Annotated in this window: 13 protein-coding genes; 8 read left to right on the forward strand and 5 right to left on the reverse strand. The window is 52.9% G+C overall.

The genetic code is table 11. From position 1 onward, the window contains the following. Positions 1-25 precede the first annotated feature (25 nt). The gene (gene hisP / locus ACLBVC_RS06630) at positions 26-799 is read left to right on the forward strand and encodes a histidine ABC transporter ATP-binding protein HisP (protein ID WP_152324387.1); all 774 of its coding nucleotides are present in this window, start codon (positions 26-28) and stop codon (positions 797-799) included. 69 nt (positions 800-868) lie between these two features. Here hisP and pepT read toward each other — a convergent pair whose 3' ends face one another. Further along, positions 869-2,101 carry a peptidase T gene (gene pepT, locus ACLBVC_RS06635; RefSeq protein ID WP_410148981.1) on the reverse strand — a complete coding sequence of 411 codons (1,233 nt, stop codon included), beginning with the start codon at positions 2,099-2,101 and terminating at the stop codon, positions 869-871. Between the two features lie 159 nt (positions 2,102-2,260). On the opposite strand from pepT, the gene ACLBVC_RS06640 reads away from it, so the two are divergent. After that, positions 2,261-3,856: an ABC transporter substrate-binding protein gene (locus tag ACLBVC_RS06640; RefSeq protein ID WP_410148982.1), complete on the forward strand. Its 1,596-nt coding sequence runs from the start codon at positions 2,261-2,263 to the stop codon at positions 3,854-3,856. A 782-nt stretch (positions 3,857-4,638) separates the two neighbouring features. Here ACLBVC_RS06640 and ACLBVC_RS06645 read toward each other — a convergent pair. Both ACLBVC_RS06645 and yfcG read right to left on the reverse strand, forming a co-directional pair. Beyond that, on the reverse strand, positions 4,639-5,535 hold the full coding sequence (locus ACLBVC_RS06645; RefSeq protein ID WP_410148983.1) for a TIGR01777 family oxidoreductase: 897 nt from the start codon (positions 5,533-5,535) through the stop codon (positions 4,639-4,641). Between the two features lie 150 nt (positions 5,536-5,685). Continuing rightward, the gene (yfcG, locus tag ACLBVC_RS06650; protein ID WP_410148984.1) at positions 5,686-6,315 is read right to left on the reverse strand and encodes a GSH-dependent disulfide bond oxidoreductase; all 630 of its coding nucleotides are present in this window, start codon (positions 6,313-6,315) and stop codon (positions 5,686-5,688) included. A gap of 315 nt (positions 6,316-6,630) precedes the next feature. Here yfcG and yfcD point away from each other — a divergent pair, with 315 nt between their 5' ends. Then, on the forward strand, positions 6,631-7,248 hold the full coding sequence (gene yfcD / locus ACLBVC_RS06655) for an NUDIX hydrolase YfcD (protein ID WP_410148985.1): 618 nt from the start codon (positions 6,631-6,633) through the stop codon (positions 7,246-7,248). A gap of 38 nt (positions 7,249-7,286) precedes the next feature. On the opposite strand, the gene ACLBVC_RS06660 is transcribed toward yfcD, so the two are convergent. Next, positions 7,287-8,303, reverse strand: a complete 1,017-nt coding sequence (locus ACLBVC_RS06660) for a LacI family DNA-binding transcriptional regulator (protein ID WP_410148986.1) — start codon at positions 8,301-8,303, stop codon at positions 7,287-7,289. A 351-nt stretch (positions 8,304-8,654) separates the two neighbouring features. Between ACLBVC_RS06660 and ACLBVC_RS06665 the strand changes: the two genes are divergently transcribed. From ACLBVC_RS06665 to ACLBVC_RS06685, 5 genes are all read left to right on the forward strand, one after another. Then, positions 8,655-9,098, forward strand: coding sequence for a PTS sugar transporter subunit IIA (locus ACLBVC_RS06665; RefSeq protein WP_410148987.1), 444 nt, complete (start codon positions 8,655-8,657; stop codon positions 9,096-9,098). 139 nt (positions 9,099-9,237) lie between these two features. Further along, entirely contained in the window at positions 9,238-9,519 is a 282-nt protein-coding gene (locus tag ACLBVC_RS06670) for a PTS sugar transporter subunit IIB (protein ID WP_410148988.1), read from the forward strand. A 173-nt stretch (positions 9,520-9,692) separates the two neighbouring features. Then, positions 9,693-11,069, forward strand: a complete 1,377-nt coding sequence (locus tag ACLBVC_RS06675) for a PTS ascorbate transporter subunit IIC (RefSeq protein WP_410149151.1) — start codon at positions 9,693-9,695, stop codon at positions 11,067-11,069. Positions 11,070-11,173: 104 nt separating this feature from the next. Further along, complete coding sequence (locus ACLBVC_RS06680; RefSeq protein WP_410148989.1) at positions 11,174-12,007, forward strand: transketolase; 834 nt, start codon at positions 11,174-11,176, stop codon at positions 12,005-12,007. Further along, complete coding sequence (locus tag ACLBVC_RS06685; protein WP_195825132.1) at positions 12,000-12,953, forward strand: transketolase family protein; 954 nt, start codon at positions 12,000-12,002, stop codon at positions 12,951-12,953. The genes ACLBVC_RS06680 and ACLBVC_RS06685 overlap by 8 nt, the downstream gene beginning before the upstream one ends. A 64-nt stretch (positions 12,954-13,017) precedes the next feature. Here the strand turns inward: ACLBVC_RS06685 and pta are convergent, their stop codons facing one another. After that, positions 13,018-15,162, reverse strand: a complete 2,145-nt coding sequence (pta, locus tag ACLBVC_RS06690; RefSeq protein WP_193333090.1) for a phosphate acetyltransferase — start codon at positions 15,160-15,162, stop codon at positions 13,018-13,020. Positions 15,163-15,248: the final 86 nt, after the last annotated feature.

Consider the following 15,248-nt stretch of genomic DNA (forward strand, 5'->3'; position numbering starts at 1 on the left):
AATAACCATTGCGGATATAAATATTATGCCAGAAAACAAATTAGCGGTTCTCGACTTACACAAACGCTACGGTGACCACGAAGTGCTGAAAGGCGTGTCTTTGTCTGCGAATGCGGGCGATGTCATCAGCATTATCGGCTCGTCCGGTTCCGGAAAAAGTACCTTTTTGCGCTGCATTAACTTCCTGGAAAAACCGAGTGAAGGTTCCATCAGCGTCAATAATCAGGATATCCGTATGGTGCGCGACACCGACGGGCAACTGAAAGTCTTCGACAAAAAACAGCTGCAACTGCTGCGCACCAAACTGACGATGGTCTTTCAGCATTTCAACCTGTGGAGCCACATGACGGTGCTGGAAAACGTTATGGAAGCGCCGGTTCAGGTGCTGGGATTAAGCAAAGCCGAAGCGCGTGAACGTGCGGTGAAATACCTCGATAAAGTGGGTATCGACGCCCGTGCGCAGGGAAAATATCCGGTAAATCTGTCAGGCGGTCAGCAACAGCGCGTGTCTATCGCGCGTGCGCTGGCGATGGAGCCGGAAGTGTTGCTGTTCGATGAACCGACGTCAGCGCTTGACCCTGAACTGGTGGGGGAGGTGTTGCGTATCATGCAAAAACTGGCGGAAGAGGGGAAAACCATGGTGGTGGTCACGCACGAAATGGAATTTGCCCGCCACGTTTCCAGCCATGTGATTTTCCTGCATCAGGGTGTTATCGAAGAGCAGGGCGACCCTGATGAAGTATTCGGTAACCCGAAAAGCGCCCGTTTACAGCAGTTCCTTTCCGGTGCGCTGAAGTAATATCCCTACTATCCCTCCCCTCTCATGAGGGGAAGGCTTGGATGGGGGGCGGGTATTACCTGAGAAAAATCAGCCTTTTGCGGCCAGCAAGCAAAGCTGCACGGTCAGTTCATAGGATTTCACAAACGATTTTACCGGCAGGAACTCATATTTCGAGTGGAAATTATGCGCGCCGGTGAAGTAGTTTGGCGTCAGTAAACCTTTCGCTGACAGCGCTGCGCCATCGGTACCGCCGCGCATCGGGATCACCTTCGGCTCAACGCCAATCTCTTTCAGACCTGCAAAAATCAAATCGATCGCACGGCGGTCTTCGCCGATGGCGCTGCTGATATTGCTGTAGGTGTCGCTGATTTCAACTGACACTTGTGCCGCCGGATATTGCGTAGCAATGTCTTTCGCGACGTCCTGAATCTTCTGCTTACGTGCGGCAAAACTGGCGCTGTCAAAATCGCGGATGGACGCGTTCAGCTTAGCCCCTTGCTGCGAGGCGCTCATGCCGTTAAACCACACATAACCTTCGCGGCCTTCGGTGTTTTCCGGCGTTTCAGCACGGTCGAAATGGCTGATGAAATCCTGTGCCATCAGCAGCGGGTTCACCAGTACGCCTTTGGCTGACATCGGGTGCGCGGTGACGCCGGTAAAGGTAATTTCAGCGGCGGCGGCGTTGAAGTTTTCGTATACCACTTCGCCAAGCTCGCAGCAGTCAATGGTATAAGCGAAATCCACGTCAAAACGGGCGAGATCCAGCGCTTTTGCGCCGCGCAGACCGATCTCTTCATCAGGGACAAATGCCACCACGATATCGCCGTATTCCTGGTCTGCGCCGAGGTTTTCCAGCAGCGTCATCACCACGGTGACGGCTGCTTTATTGTCCGCGCCGAGTACGCTGGTGCCGTCACTGAAAATAATCTCTTCGTCCAGATACGGTGATATCTCAGGCCTTTCCGCGGGACGCAGCCAAATATCCTGTTCTTTATTGAGACACAAATCATCGCCGGTAAAACGCAGTGTTTGCGGGTGAATGTCCGGGCGCAGGCCCACATCCACGGTATCAATATGCGTAATGAAACCGATGCGCGGGCCACCTTTTTTCGTGCCCGGTTTGACGGCAGTAACAGTCGCGTGTTCGTCAATCTGAATATTTTCCAGACCGAGCTGATTCAGCTCATCGGCCAGTAAACGCGCCATATCATGCTGCCCCGGCGTACTCGGCAGCGTGGTCGCGCTGGCGTCACTTTGTGACGTCACGGAGAGATAGCGGTAGAAACGTTCGGTAAGCTGTTTTGCGATTTGTGTCGACATCTTGACCTCTGAATGATCGCCAATAAGGTGTGTTGTTATAAGATTTTCATATATAACAAAGCATTACTAGGTGTTATCCAGATGTTAATCTGTTTTTGCTTTATGTTCCACGATGAAGAAGATCTAAACACTCTCCGGACAGGGAAAATAGGGAAAAGAATGAAACACAACATCGTAAAAATAAGCACAGGTTTACTGGCATTAGCCATCACCGGCGGCGCTTCGGCGAAAACGCTGGTTTACTGCTCTGAGGGTTCGCCGGAGCAATTCAACCCGCAACTTTATACCTCGGGCACCTCGGTGGATGCCAGCGCCGTGCCGATCTATAACCGTCTGGTGGATTTCAAAACCGGCACGACGGAACTGGTGCCGAGCCTGGCGGAACGCTGGGATGTCAGCCCGGACGGAAAAACCTACACGTTCCATCTGCGCAAAGGCGTGAAATTCCAGAGCAGCAAGTTGTTCACGCCGACCCGCGACTTTAATGCTGACGACGTAATCTTCTCGTTCATGCGTCAGAAAGACGAAAATAATCCTTACCATAAAATTTCCGGCGGCACGTATCTGAATTTTGACAGCCTGAAACTGGGTGATCTGATTGGCAGCATCGACAGGGTGGATGATTATACCGTGCGCTTCAATCTGACCCGCCCGGAAGCACCATTTGTCGCCGATCTGGCCTGGTATTTCGCGTCTATCCTCTCGGCAGAATATGCCGATCAGATGCTGAAAGCCGGTACGCCGGAGAAGTTGGATCAGAACCCAATCGGCACCGGTCCGTTTGAACTGGTGCAGTACCAGAAAGATACGCGTCTGCTGTACAAAGCGTTCCCGGATTACTGGCAGGGCAAATCTAAAATCGACCGTCTGGTGTACACCATCACGCCGGACGCCTCGATGCGCATGGCCAAGCTTGAGAAAAATGAATGTCAGGTGATGCCGTTCCCGAATCCGGCCGATCTTGATCGTCTGCGTGCCAACAAAGATATCAACCTGATGAGCAAATCCGGCCTGAATACTGGCTTTCTTTCGTTCAATACTCAGAAGCCGCCGCTGGATAATGTGAAAGTGCGTCAGGCGCTGAGCATGGCGATCAATAAGCCGCAAATCATCGACGCTGTTTTCCACGGCACCGGAACGGTCGCTAAAACGCTGCTGCCAACGGGCGTCTGGAGTTATAACGATAAGCTGGTGGATTACGATTATTCGCCGGAAAAAGCCAAAGCATTACTGGCAGAAGCCGGAATGCCGAACGGTTTTGATATCGATCTGTGGGCGATGCCGGTTCAGCGTCCGTACAACCCGAATGCGCGTCGTATGGCGGAGATGATTCAGGCCGACTGGGCGAAGATTGGCGTGAAAGCGCACATCATCAGCTATGAGTGGGGCGAATATCAGACCCGTATCCGTAACGGTGAACATATGGCGGCACTGATGGGCTGGACAACGGCCAACGGTGACCCGGATAACTTCTTCGGCCCGCTGTTTACCTGTAATGCGGCGAAGGGCGGTTCAAACTCCGCGAAATGGTGTTACCCGCCGTTCGACCAGCTGATTACCGAAGCCAAGGAAACCACCGACCATGCGAAGCGTGTCGCGCTCTATGAGCAGGCTCAGCAGATGATGCATGATCAGGCACCTGCCGTGATGATCGCGCACTCGACGATTTTCGAACCGGTTCGTAAGGAAGTCAGTGGATATGAGATTGACCCGTTTGGGAAACATGTCTTTTATCAGACGGATATAAAAGAGTAGGGCCTGCGGCTGGGCCGGTTAAATATAGAATTGTGAAAGTTTCGGTTTTTCAATATATGTGATCGCTTAGCCGTTCGTGCAGAAACCGACCAAGAGAGGGAAGTGCGTTCCCTCTCTTGGAGCTCTCCCCGCTTTTTCAACACGCGCTATCGCTTGCTGGCTATGTTTCAGGTATCACAGTTATTGCCGCGAAATCTTGCCGCTACGCGGTTCCCTTCCTCGGTTTCGAGCCATTGGTCTCGAAACACTTCGTGCGGCAAGCTTTCTGAAAGCGGCCAGAAGCTTTTTTTAACATAACTAATGTTTTGCTTTGCTCCTCCCCCTGCCAAGGGGGAGGCCGGGAGGGGGTTTGGCAAGCAACTGAGTCGCTAAAACCCACACCCCATCCCGGCCTTCCCCTCGTGAGAGGGGAAGGAGCAAATCAAAAATCAGCCAACATTAATCTTTCGAATTACATAGCCTCAAGCCGCTTTCAAAACGGCGTCGAATGAGCGGTGAGAAACGGCGAGAGTCTTTTTTCGCGTAGGTTCGAACCCGAAGTGAGAGCACCGCGTAGCGGCGGCGTTTGCGGCACTAGCCGGAGTTCCTGAAACATAGCCAGCGAGCGGTAGCGCGCAGTGAAAAGACGCGAGAGATCCAAGAGAGGCCCGTCCTGGCCTCTTTTGGGCGGTTTCGGCGAGAATGTCCGGGCGATCACCGCAATTGAGAAACCGAAACTTTTTCGATCCAACCCTCACTGCAAGTGAAAAATCCTCCGAGCGGGTCGAAGGGCAGCAAGCCCTTCACTTAAGCAAATCCTCGAGGGCTTCCTTCAGTTCCTTATGCCGGTAGGCAAATCCCGCGGCTTCGAGTTGCTTCGGCACGGCCCGTTGCCCGCCGAGAACTAACACCGCCGATTCACCCATCAGCAAACGCACTACCGGCGCAGGTGCGCGCATAAACGCGGGGCGGTGCAGGACTTCACCGAGCAAAGCGCTGAACTGTTCATTGCGGGCAGGATAAGGCGAAACCATATTGAACGGGCCGGAGAGCGTTTCATGCGTCAGCAGGAAAATGATGCCATCAATCATGTCATCGATATGGATCCACGGCATATATTGCTGGCCGTCGCCCAGCGGGCCGCCCAGACCGGCGCGGAATGGCAGCACCATTTTGGCCAGTGCGCCGCCTTTTTGAGCCAGAACTATGCCGGTACGCAACAGACAAACACGGGTGTGCGGGCTTTCGGCGGCCAGCGCCAGCGCTTCCCAGCGGGCGCAGAGCTGCCAGGTAAATTGCTTATTCGGCGGTTCATCTTCAGGCACCAGCGCCTGACCCTGATCGCCGTAATAACCGACGGCGGAGCCGGAAATGAAGACCGAAGGCGGCGTCTGGCTGGCGTTGATCAGCGTCGCCAGCTTTTCCGTTAACTGCCAGCGGCTTTCGCATAAACGCGCTTTATGTTCTTTCGTCCAGCGTTTATCGGCGATCGGCTCGCCCGCCAGATTAATCACAGCGTCAAAACCTTCCAGCGATGTCTTGCCGTCAAGGGTTTCCCAGACCTGAACCTGTGGTCCCAGCATTTTCGCCGCACGTTCAGGCGCACGGCTTAACGCGGTAATCTGATGAGATTGCTCAAGAAGGCGCTCTGTCAGTTTGCGGCCAATGAGCCCGGTAGCGCCGGTAATCAAGATCTTCATATCGTGATCCTTAACTGTCTGAATACGCGGATGAACTGTCTTTAATCATAGATGAGTCATCGCCATTAACTCGCGATATGGAGCACAATTAGGAATTAATTATTCAGCGGAAATCAGAACGCCTCCGGCAGATACCGGAGGCGGGAGGGCTTATTGCACAGAGGCCAGCGCGTAGGCTTTTTGAGTTGCCGGACGCGCTTTCACGCGTTCGAACCAGTTGCGGACGGCAGGGTATTCAGCCAGATCCACGCGCTGGCGCTCGTGCGCCACCACCCACGGATACGTGGCGATATCCGCGATGCTGTAATGGTCACCGGCGACATAGGCGTTTTTTTCCAGCTGGCGGTTCAGAACGCCATACAGACGCCGGGTTTCCTGAAGGAAACGTTCGATAGCGTAAGGCACCGGCTGCGGGGCGTAATGCGTGAAGTGATGGTTCTGGCCAAGCATCGGACCAAATCCGGCCACCTGCCAGTAAAGCCATTCCAGCGTAGATGTCCGCTCGCGGAGCTCTTTGCTCAGAAATTTCCCGGTTTTTTCTGCCAGATATTGCAAGATGGCACCGGATTCAAAGATGCTGACGGGCGCACCGCCGTCAACAGGCTGGCTGTCGACAATGGCCGGGATTTTGTTGTTCGGGGATATGGCGAGGAATTCAGGTTTGAACTGATCTCCGGCGCTGATATCAATGCGGTGGAGCCGGTATTGCAGGCCACTCTCTTCAAGAAAAAGAGAAATTTTATGACCATTTGGTGTTGGTGCGTAATAAAGATCAATCATATTGCCTCCTGCGTTGTTTTAATCACTCTTGGCGATTTGCGGGGCGAAATGCGCCTATGTGTTACTGATAATCACAAGCTTTTTATCTGACTTAATAGGGTATCATAACGTGAGTGAATAGCAGTCTATGTCGGAGTTGTCTGATGGCAAACTTTGCGTGATAACTTAGCTTTTAGCTTGCACCAATGCATCCATAGCTATTGAAGCAACCCCGCAGACCCAGATAGAATCTCCGAACATTATCGACGTGTTGCAAAATGACTGCGCACAGACTTATTGCGCACAGACCAGCGCTTAAAAGAGAAGGTTCATCGGATGTCAGAACAAGAGCAAAACATCAGTACGGATGAATGGGTAGATATCGTCAACGAAGAAAACGAGGTCATTGCCCAGGCCAGCCGACAACAAATGCGCGCTCAGGTCCTGCGTCACCGTGCCAGCTATATTGTGGTTCATGACGGCATGGGCAATATTTTGGTTCAGCGCCGGACTGAAACCAAAGACTTCTACCCGGGCTGGCTGGATGCCACTGCCGGTGGCGTGGTGCAAAGCGGTGAAAATATCCTTGATTCTGCCCGTCGTGAAGCGGAAGAAGAGCTGGGCATCGCCGGTGTTCCGTTTGCTGAACACGGGCAGTTCTACTTCGAAGAAGAGAATAAATGCCGCGTCTGGGGCGCGCTGTTCAGCTGTGTATCTCACGGGCCATTTGCCTTGCAGGAAGAAGAGATTGATGCCGTTCGCTGGATGACGCCGGAAGAAATCACGGCACGTTGTGACGAATTCACCCCGGATTCCCTGAAAGCATTGTCCCTGTGGATGACGCGTAACAACGAAAAAGAACACGGTAAACCGCTGACGCGTGAACCGTCTGCGTTAGCCCCGGAAAGCGTGCATGATGAAGACAGCGCCCACTCTGAAGGTGACGGGGAGTAAGGCAGCCGGCGGGCGATGTTGAGTCGTCCGCCGCTTTTTTAGCAACTGTCCCGCTTACACAATGACGATGCGATCGTCACTTCTTCCCACTCTTCGTCATTAATCCTCGCCAGCAGTGCCTGCGCGGCGCGTATTCCAATTTCTTTGTGCGGGATCGCAATCGTTGTCAGCGGCGGCTGGCAGACTTTGCTCACATCTGCGTTACCAAATCCGACAACGGCCAGATCGTCCGGCACCTTGATGCGACGGCGCTGACATTCGTACAGTGCACCGCAGGCCAGATCGTCGGAAACACACACCAGTGCGTCAATTTCCGGCCAGGCGAGCAGGAATTCCGGCAACTGTTGTGCGCCGGTTGAGAAGCAGGCCGGTTCGGCGGCGTTAATCACGCGGTGCGGCGACATGTGCGCCTTGAGCATCGCTTTACGCCAGCCTTGCAGGTGTTGCTGGAAAATCCATTGTTCCTGATTGGCACACAGCATGCCGATGTTCTGATACCCCTTTGCCACCACAGTTTGCGTGAGCTGTAACATGGCTTCGACGTAATCAATCCCAATGTTCATGTCTATCGGGGAGTCGGTCAACGCACCAATTTCAAGAACCGGAATGGTCAGATTATCCAGCCACTGGCGCACGTTGGCAGAGTGTTCGACCGACAGCAAAATGGCGGCCGCCAGATTATAAGAGAGCAGGGTTTCCAGCAGCTTTTCTTCACGCTCGATCCGGTGCTGAGACTCGGCGAGCATGATCTGATATCCGGCGGGTTGCAGCACTTTTTGCAGACCGGCGAACATCTCGGCGCAACCGGATTCAGAAAGGCTTGGCACAATCATCGCAATAGTATTGGAGGACGCGGAGGCCAGCGAACTGGCGGCCTGATTGGGCAGATATCCCAGCTGGCTGACCGCTTCTTCAATCTTTTCCCGCAGCTTATCGGAGACCTGATCCGGCGTTCGCAGCGCGCGGGAAACGGTCATGCTTCCCACGCCCGCAAGTTGCGCGACATCGGCCAGCGTCACTCTTCCGGTACTGCGTCTTTTTTTGTTAATGGACATTCACGATCCTGACTGCGCATCTTGCGCACAAATTATACCCGCAGGCATAGCGAAAAAAACAGGCCGCAGCAGGACCGGTATCGAACAGGAACCACGGCAGAATTCGGTAAATTATCGGCAATTTCCAGACAAAGTATACCGTTATTTGTGCGGCCAGCGGGCTGATGGTTCCGCTACGGGACTATTTTTGATAGCGCTATCACAGTTCTCAATGATAGAAGGTTGGTAGCGCTATCTTTGTGATTTGTATCACAGATGTTAACGCTACCGCTGAAGTAGAGTCTGGATCGTTGGTGGTGTCTGGGGGAAATTCGACCCGCCATCTTAAAATAATAAACCGGAGCCATAACTATGCTGAATGATTGGCTGACTTCTGAGAGGATTCAGATCAGAACAGATATCACTGACTGGCGTGAGGCCGTGGAAGTGAGTGCTGAACCGTTGCTTAAAGAGGGGACGATTACGCCCGACTATCTGACGGCAATTTTTGCTCAGCGTGAAAAACTGGGCCCGTATTTTGTTCTTGCACCCGGCATTGCGATGCCACATGCCAGGCCGGAAGAGGGCGCTAACGGATTAGGATTGTCTTTACTGACATTACCGCACGGGGTGAAGTTTAATTCGGAAGATAACGACCCGGTGTATACGGTTGTGATGTTATCTGCACCGGATAAGAACAGTCATATTGAGCTTATTTCCGAACTGGCTGAATTGTTCTCCAGCGAAGAAGATATGCAGAAGATATTCCGGGCCAAAGCCTTAGATGAAATACAGGAAGTCATCGCCCGTTATTAATTTAGGTTAAGTGTTATTTCGCTTATTAACAGGCTGACGATTTCACTCTCAGAAAAATGGTGTTTTTCATATGCATTATCCTGCGTAGCGGATATGTGTACCCTACGCCTTTCAAAACAGATAAAAATCAGGTGAATTTATGAAGATTATGGCGATTTGCGGTTCCGGTTTAGGCAGCAGCTTTATGGTAGAAATCAATATAAAGAAAGTCCTGAAAAAATTAAACATTCAGGCAGATGTTCAACACTCTGATTTGTCATCGGCGATCCCGGGGGAAGCGGATCTGTTTGTCATGGCGAAGGACATTGCCACCAGCGCGAACATCCCTGAAAATCAGTTAGTCGTCATTACTAATATTGTGGATATCAATGAGCTGGAAACTAAATTAGTCGCTTATTTTGAAAAGCATCCGGTGTCCTGATTGGCACTGAAAATACCTTACTAATAAAATCAATATTTCCCCTAAATAATTCGAATTGCAGCAAGGCGGCAAGTGAAGGAATCCGATGAGCTTACTACTGTAAGTGATTCGGGTGAGTGAACGCAGCCAATGCATCTGCAGTTCGAAGTATGGCGGGGAATAACGAGGTGGATATGTTTATCCAGGAAACGCTCAAGTTTGTGGTTGATATATTAAAAGTGCCTTCTGTGCTGGTCGGGCTTATTGCATTAATTGGCCTGGTCGCGCAAAAGAAAAACTTTTCAGATGTCGTCAAGGGAACCGTTAAAACAATACTGGGCTTTTTAGTATTGGCCGGCGGCGCCACCGTATTAGTGGGTGCATTAAATCCACTCGGCGGCATGTTTGAACACGCTTTTAATATCCAGGGTATTATTCCAAATAACGAAGCCATTGTTTCCATCGCACTTGAGAAGTTTGGTGCACCGACGGCCTTAATTATGGCATTCGGTATGGTGGCAAACCTGATTGTGGCGCGCTTTACCCGTCTGAAATATGTGTTTCTGACCGGACATCACACGTTTTATATGGCCTGTATGATCAGCGTTATCCTGACCGTTGCCGGTTTTGAAGGGGTTGCACTGGTCTTCACCGGTTCCCTGACGCTGGGTCTGATCATGGCGTTCTTCCCGGCACTGGCGCAGCGTTATATGCGCAAAATCACCGGCAGCGACGATGTGGCATTCGGCCATTTCGGCACCATCGGTTATGTGTTATCCGGCTGGATCGGCAGTAAAGTCGGGAAGGGCTCACGCTCAACCGAAGAAATGAACCTGCCTAAAAACCTCAGCTTCCTGCGCGACAGTTCGATCTCCATCTCGCTGACCATGATCATCATTTACCTGATTATGGCGGTGTTTGCCGGGCAGATTTTCGTCGAGCAAACCTACAGCGCAGGCCAGAACTATCTGGTGTACTCCATCATCATGGCGATTACTTTTGCGGCCGGTGTGTTCATCATCCTGCAAGGTGTGCGTCTGATTCTGGCGGAAATTGTTCCGGCGTTCGTCGGCTTCTCCGAAAAACTTGTGCCGAATGCACGTCCGGCGCTGGATTGCCCGGTGGTGTATCCGTACGCACCGAATGCTGTGCTGATTGGTTTTCTGTTCAGCTTCCTCGGCGGTCTTGTCGGTCTGTTCCTGTTAGGTCAGATGCATCTGGTGCTGATCCTGCCGGGCGTCGTACCGCACTTCTTCACCGGTGCAACGGCGGGCGTGTTTGGTAATGCAACCGGTGGCCGCCGCGGCGCGATGGTGGGTGCTTTTGCCAACGGCGTGCTGATTACCTTCCTGCCTGTTCTGCTGTTACCGGTGCTTGGCGCACTGGGCTTTGCCAACGCAACCTTCTCTGATGCGGACTTCGGTGTTATCGGCATTCTGCTGGGTAATCTGGCCCGCTTCATGTCGAAGGAAGGCATCATGGCGCTGATTGTCGGCATCTTCGCGGTACTGGTTGCCTGGAACTATCTCGGCAAAAAACCGGTGGCTGATAAAGAAGTCACTGAGAAGTAATTCCCTGCATCAATACGTTTCTTCAATCCATCCGGGAAACACTGTCCTGCATGTTAGCAATAACAGGCCAGGATAAGTGCTCACTAAAATAAGGACCCATCAAGATGAAAGATGTCCAGGAGGTTCGTGAACTGGCCCGCCATATCCGCATCGAGACGCTGAAAATGCTGACCGGTCTGGGGTTCGGGCACTACGGCGGCAGTATGTCAGTGGTGGAAACACTGGCTGTTTTGTACGGTGATGTGATGCGTATCGACCCGAATAAACCGGACTGGCAGGAGCGCGATTATTTCGTGCTTTCCAAAGGCCACGCGGGCCCGGCTTTGTACGCCACGCTGGCACTGAAAGGTTATTTCCCGGTCAGTGAATTGCAAACGCTGAACCAAAACGGCACCCGTTTGCCGAGCCATCCGGATCGTCTGCGCACCACGGGTGTGGATGCCACAACCGGATCACTCGGGCAGGGCGTTTCCATCGCGGCGGGCATGGCGCTCTCCCATAAACTGGCAGGCCGTTCCAACCGCGTTTTCTGCATCCTTGGCGATGGCGAACTCAATGAAGGGCAGTGTTGGGAAGCCTTCCAGTTCATCGCTCACCACAATCTGCACAACCTGACGCTGTTCATCGATTACAACAAACAACAACTCGACGGCACGCTGGACGAAGTGATTAAGCCGTTTGATCTGGCAGGAAAATTCAGTGCATTCGGATTTGATGTTCAGACCATTAAAGGTGATGACGTGGTGGCTATCAGTGAAGCCGTTACGCCGGTTCGCCATGCAGAGCAGCGTCCGCTGGTGGTGATCCTCGACAGCATAAAAGGGCAGGGCGTGCAGTATCTCGAACAACTGGCGAACTCCCATCACCTGCGCTTAACACCTGATGTAAAAGTGGAAATTGAAAACGCTATCGCTGAGCTGGAGGCCGCCCATGTTTGAAGTCACGCTGGAATTGCAGAAAGATGCGGTTGAGATGCGTAAAGTCTATGCCAATACCGTGCGCGAGAAGATTGTCGAGAACACGCCGATTATCGCGCTGGAAGCGGATCTGATGAGCTCGATGGCAATGGACGGCGTGCATAAAGACCACCCGGAACACGTGATTAACTGCGGCATCATGGAAGCCAACGTGATTGGCGTGGCGGCCGGTTTATCGTTAACCGGGCGTGTGCCGTTTGTGCATACATTTACCGCTTTTGCCAGCCGCCGCTGTTTCGATCAGCTGTTTATGTCGCTGGATTACCAGAAGAATAACGTCAAAATCATCGCTTCGGATGCGGGCGTCAGCGCCTGCCACAATGGCGGCACGCATATGTCTTTTGAAGATATGGGCATTGTGCGCGGGCTGGCAAGCTCGGTGGTGATGGAAGTGACCGACGCGGTGATGTTCCGCAATATCCTGTTGCAGCTGATGGATCTGAAAGGGTTTTACTGGGTGCGGACTATCCGTAAACAGGCCACGCAGGTTTACAAGGAAGGTTCGACATTCACCATTGGTAAGGCAAATCTGCTGCGCGACGGCAGCGATGTCACGTTGATTGCCAACGGTATTATGGTGGCGGAAGCGCTGAAGGCGGCAGAAATGCTGGAGCGCGAAGGTGTCAGCGCCGCGGTGATCGACATGTTTACACTCAAACCTATCGATAAAGACATCATCATTAAGTACGCCGCGAAAACGGGTAAAATCGTGACCTGTGAGAACCACAGTATTCATAACGGTCTGGGTTCGGCGGTAGCTGAAGTGCTGGTAGAGAATCACCCTGTACCGATGCGTCGTGTCGGCGTGAAAGAGCGTTACGGTCAGGTGGGAACGCAGGAATTTTTACAGCAGGAATATGGCCTGACGGCGGAGCATATTCTGGAAGCCGCAAAAGCGTTGCTGTAATTTCCTTTGCGCTAAAAAAAACGCCGGTCATCAAGACCGGCGTTTTGCGTTCAGAGGGTCTGGCTTATTTAGCCGGAACCGCCGCTTCTGCCTGAGCAGACTGAATCGCAGTCAGGGCAACGGTGTAGACGATATCGTCAACCAGTGCGCCACGGGACAGGTCGTTAACCGGTTTGCGCATACCCTGCAACATCGGCCCGATAGAGACCAGGTCCGCAGAACGCTGTACCGCTTTATACGTGGTGTTACCGGTGTTCAGGTCAGGGAAGATGAACACGGTAGCTTTACCGGCAACCGGTGAGTTTGGTGCTTTGGATTTCGCTACGTCAGCCATGATAGCGGCGTCGTATTGCAGCGGGCCATCGATGATCAGGTCAGGACGTTTTTCCTGCGCCAGACGGGTTGCTTCACGCACTTTCTCAACGTCGCTGCCTGCACCAGAGTTACCGGTAGAGTAGGAGATCATCGCAACGCGCGGCTCGATACCGAATGCCGCCGCGGAATCCGCAGACTGGATTGCGATTTCTGACAGCTGTTCAGCGGTTGGATCCGGGTTGATCGCGCAGTCACCGTAAACCAGAACCTGGTCAGGCAACAGCATGAAGAACACGGAAGAAACCAGTGAGCTGCCCGGTGCGGTTTTGATCAACTGCAACGGAGGACGGATGGTGTTTGCGGTGGTGTGAACAGCACCGGAAACCAGGCCGTCAACGTTACCCTGTTCGAGCATCAGTGTGCCCAGAACCACATTGTCTTCCAGCTGTTCACGGGCAACCACTTCGGTCATCCCTTTGCTTTTACGCAGTTCAACCAGACGGGCAACGTATTCTTCACGCACGGCAACTGGATCAACGATTTCGATGCCTTTACCCAGCGTCACGCCCTGAGCGGCAGCAACGCGTTTGATTTCGTCAGGGTTACCCAACAGAACGCATTCCGCGATACCACGTTCAGCACACAGCGCGGCCGCTTTCACGGTACGTGGCTCGTCGCCTTCTGGCAGAACGATACGTTTGCCGGCTTTGCGGGCCAGTTCGGTCAGCTGATAACGGAAGGCCGGAGGAGACAGACGACGCGAACGCTCGGAGTGCGCGCTCAGGGAGTTGATCCAGTCTGCGTTGATGTGAGAAGCCACGTATTGTTGCAGTTTTTCAACGCGCTGATGGTCGTCCGCAGGCACTTCAAGATTGAAGCTTTGCAGGCTCAGGGACGTCTGCCAGGTATTGGTGTCTACCATGAAGACCGGCAGGCCAGTCTGGAAAGCACGTTCGCAGAGCTGGTTGATGCGGTCATCAATTTCATAACCGCCGGTCAGCAGGATTGCGCCGATCTCAACGCCGTTCATCGCGGCCAGACAGGCTGAAACCAGCACATCAGGACGGTCTGCGGAAGTTACCAGCAGTGAACCCGGACGGAAATGTTCCAGCATATGAGGAATGCTGCGTGCGCAGAAAGTCACGGACTTCACGCGGCGGGTTTTGACGTCACCTTCGTTGATGATGCGGGCATTCAGGTGTTTCGCCATGTCGATTGCGCGGGTGGCAATCAGCTCGAAGCTCCACGGAATGCAGCCCAGAACCGGCAGCGGGCTGTTGGCAAACAGTTGAGTCGGGTCAACGTTGGCAACGCTGGCTTTGGTGGAATCATCAAAGATTTCAGACAGGTCAGGACGTGTACGACCCTGATCGTCAACCGGTGCGTTCAGTTTGTTGATGATAACGCCGGTGATGTTTTTGTTTTTGCTGCCGCCGAAGCTGCTGCGCGCCAGTTCAATGCGCTCTTTGAGCTGTGCCGGAGAATCGTTACCCAGCGCCAGAACGAAGACGATTTCTGCGTTCAGGGTTTTGGCGATTTCATAGTTCAGGGCATTCGCGAACTGGTGCTTACGTGTAGGAACCAGGCCTTCAACCAGAACGACTTCAGCGTCTTTGGTGTTTTCGTGGTAACGCGCGATGATTTCTTCCATCAGCACGTCTTGCTGGTTTGAACTCAGCAAGGTTTCAACGTGGCTCATTTTCAGCGGTTCCGCTGCGGTCACGGTGGAGTTGGCACGAATGATGGTGGTGGTCTGGTCAGGTGCATCACCGCCGGTACGCGGTTGCGCGATAGGCTTGAAGATGCTCAGGCTGACGCCTTTTTGTTCCATTGCACGGATCACACCCAGGCTGACGCTGGTCAGACCTACGCTGGTGCCTGTTGGGATCAACATAATTGTACGGGACACGGCTAAACCTCTTTGACGGTTGCCAGGCAAGAACATTCGCAGGTTTGTGCAGAGGGGATAATGATCAGCAT

Source organism: Rahnella selenatireducens (assembly GCF_046449555.1).
Lineage (GTDB): Bacteria > Pseudomonadota > Gammaproteobacteria > Enterobacterales > Enterobacteriaceae > Rahnella > Rahnella selenatireducens.

Bases quoted from the DNA above. Each gene is read 5' to 3' on its own strand.
- hisP (WP_152324387.1), top strand. From the start codon at position 26: ATGCCAGAAAACAAATTAGCGGTTCTCGACTTACACAAACGCTACGGT.
- pepT (WP_410148981.1), bottom strand. From the start codon at position 2,101: ATGTCGACACAAATCGCAAAACAGCTTACCGAACGTTTCTACCGCTAT.
- ACLBVC_RS06640 (WP_410148982.1), top strand. From the start codon at position 2,261: ATGAAACACAACATCGTAAAAATAAGCACAGGTTTACTGGCATTAGCC.
- ACLBVC_RS06645 (WP_410148983.1), bottom strand. From the start codon at position 5,535: ATGAAGATCTTGATTACCGGCGCTACCGGGCTCATTGGCCGCAAACTG.
- yfcG (WP_410148984.1), bottom strand. From the start codon at position 6,315: ATGATTGATCTTTATTACGCACCAACACCAAATGGTCATAAAATTTCT.
- yfcD (WP_410148985.1), top strand. From the start codon at position 6,631: ATGTCAGAACAAGAGCAAAACATCAGTACGGATGAATGGGTAGATATC.
- ACLBVC_RS06660 (WP_410148986.1), bottom strand. From the start codon at position 8,303: ATGTCCATTAACAAAAAAAGACGCAGTACCGGAAGAGTGACGCTGGCC.
- ACLBVC_RS06665 (WP_410148987.1), top strand. From the start codon at position 8,655: ATGCTGAATGATTGGCTGACTTCTGAGAGGATTCAGATCAGAACAGAT.
- ACLBVC_RS06670 (WP_410148988.1), top strand. From the start codon at position 9,238: ATGAAGATTATGGCGATTTGCGGTTCCGGTTTAGGCAGCAGCTTTATG.
- ACLBVC_RS06675 (WP_410149151.1), top strand. From the start codon at position 9,693: ATGTTTATCCAGGAAACGCTCAAGTTTGTGGTTGATATATTAAAAGTG.
- ACLBVC_RS06680 (WP_410148989.1), top strand. From the start codon at position 11,174: ATGAAAGATGTCCAGGAGGTTCGTGAACTGGCCCGCCATATCCGCATC.
- ACLBVC_RS06685 (WP_195825132.1), top strand. From the start codon at position 12,000: ATGTTTGAAGTCACGCTGGAATTGCAGAAAGATGCGGTTGAGATGCGT.
- pta (WP_193333090.1), bottom strand. From the start codon at position 15,162: ATGTTGATCCCAACAGGCACCAGCGTAGGTCTGACCAGCGTCAGCCTG.